The organism is Singulisphaera rosea (assembly GCF_054877945.1).
In genome coordinates this window covers 1-311 of sequence record NZ_JBTYIP020000130.1, presented here as the reverse complement: position 1 = coordinate 311, position 311 = coordinate 1, and the positions used below count along the sequence as shown (strand labels likewise).

General features: G+C 68.8%; 1 pseudogene. It reads right to left on the bottom strand.

Going from position 1 to position 311, the window contains the following annotated elements:
• Positions 1-311 (bottom strand): annotated as a pseudogene (locus tag ACYOEI_RS41250) (ISH3 family transposase); the annotation flags it as partial.

Here is a 311-nt window from a genome sequence, read left to right as displayed (position 1 = left end):
CCCGCGCTTGGGCTTGCTGCGGTAGACTTCGGGGTCGGTCCGGGCCTCGGCCCCGTAGTAGGGGAGCAAGGTCATGTCGAGGGCGACGACCTGGGGTCGCCGTCGTAGGGACTTGGGGAGATGGCCGGCCAAGGCGGCGTTGACCTGGCGACTCAAGGCGGCGTAGGCGGGTAGGCTGGAGTAAAGGGCGGAGGCGACGGCATGTTCGTCGGGGGCGTCGCGGAGCCGTTGGCAGGTAGCGGAGAGTGAGGAGATGCGAACGGCGGCGGCGAAGAGGACGGCCAGTACGGTCGAACCTTGGACCTTGTCGG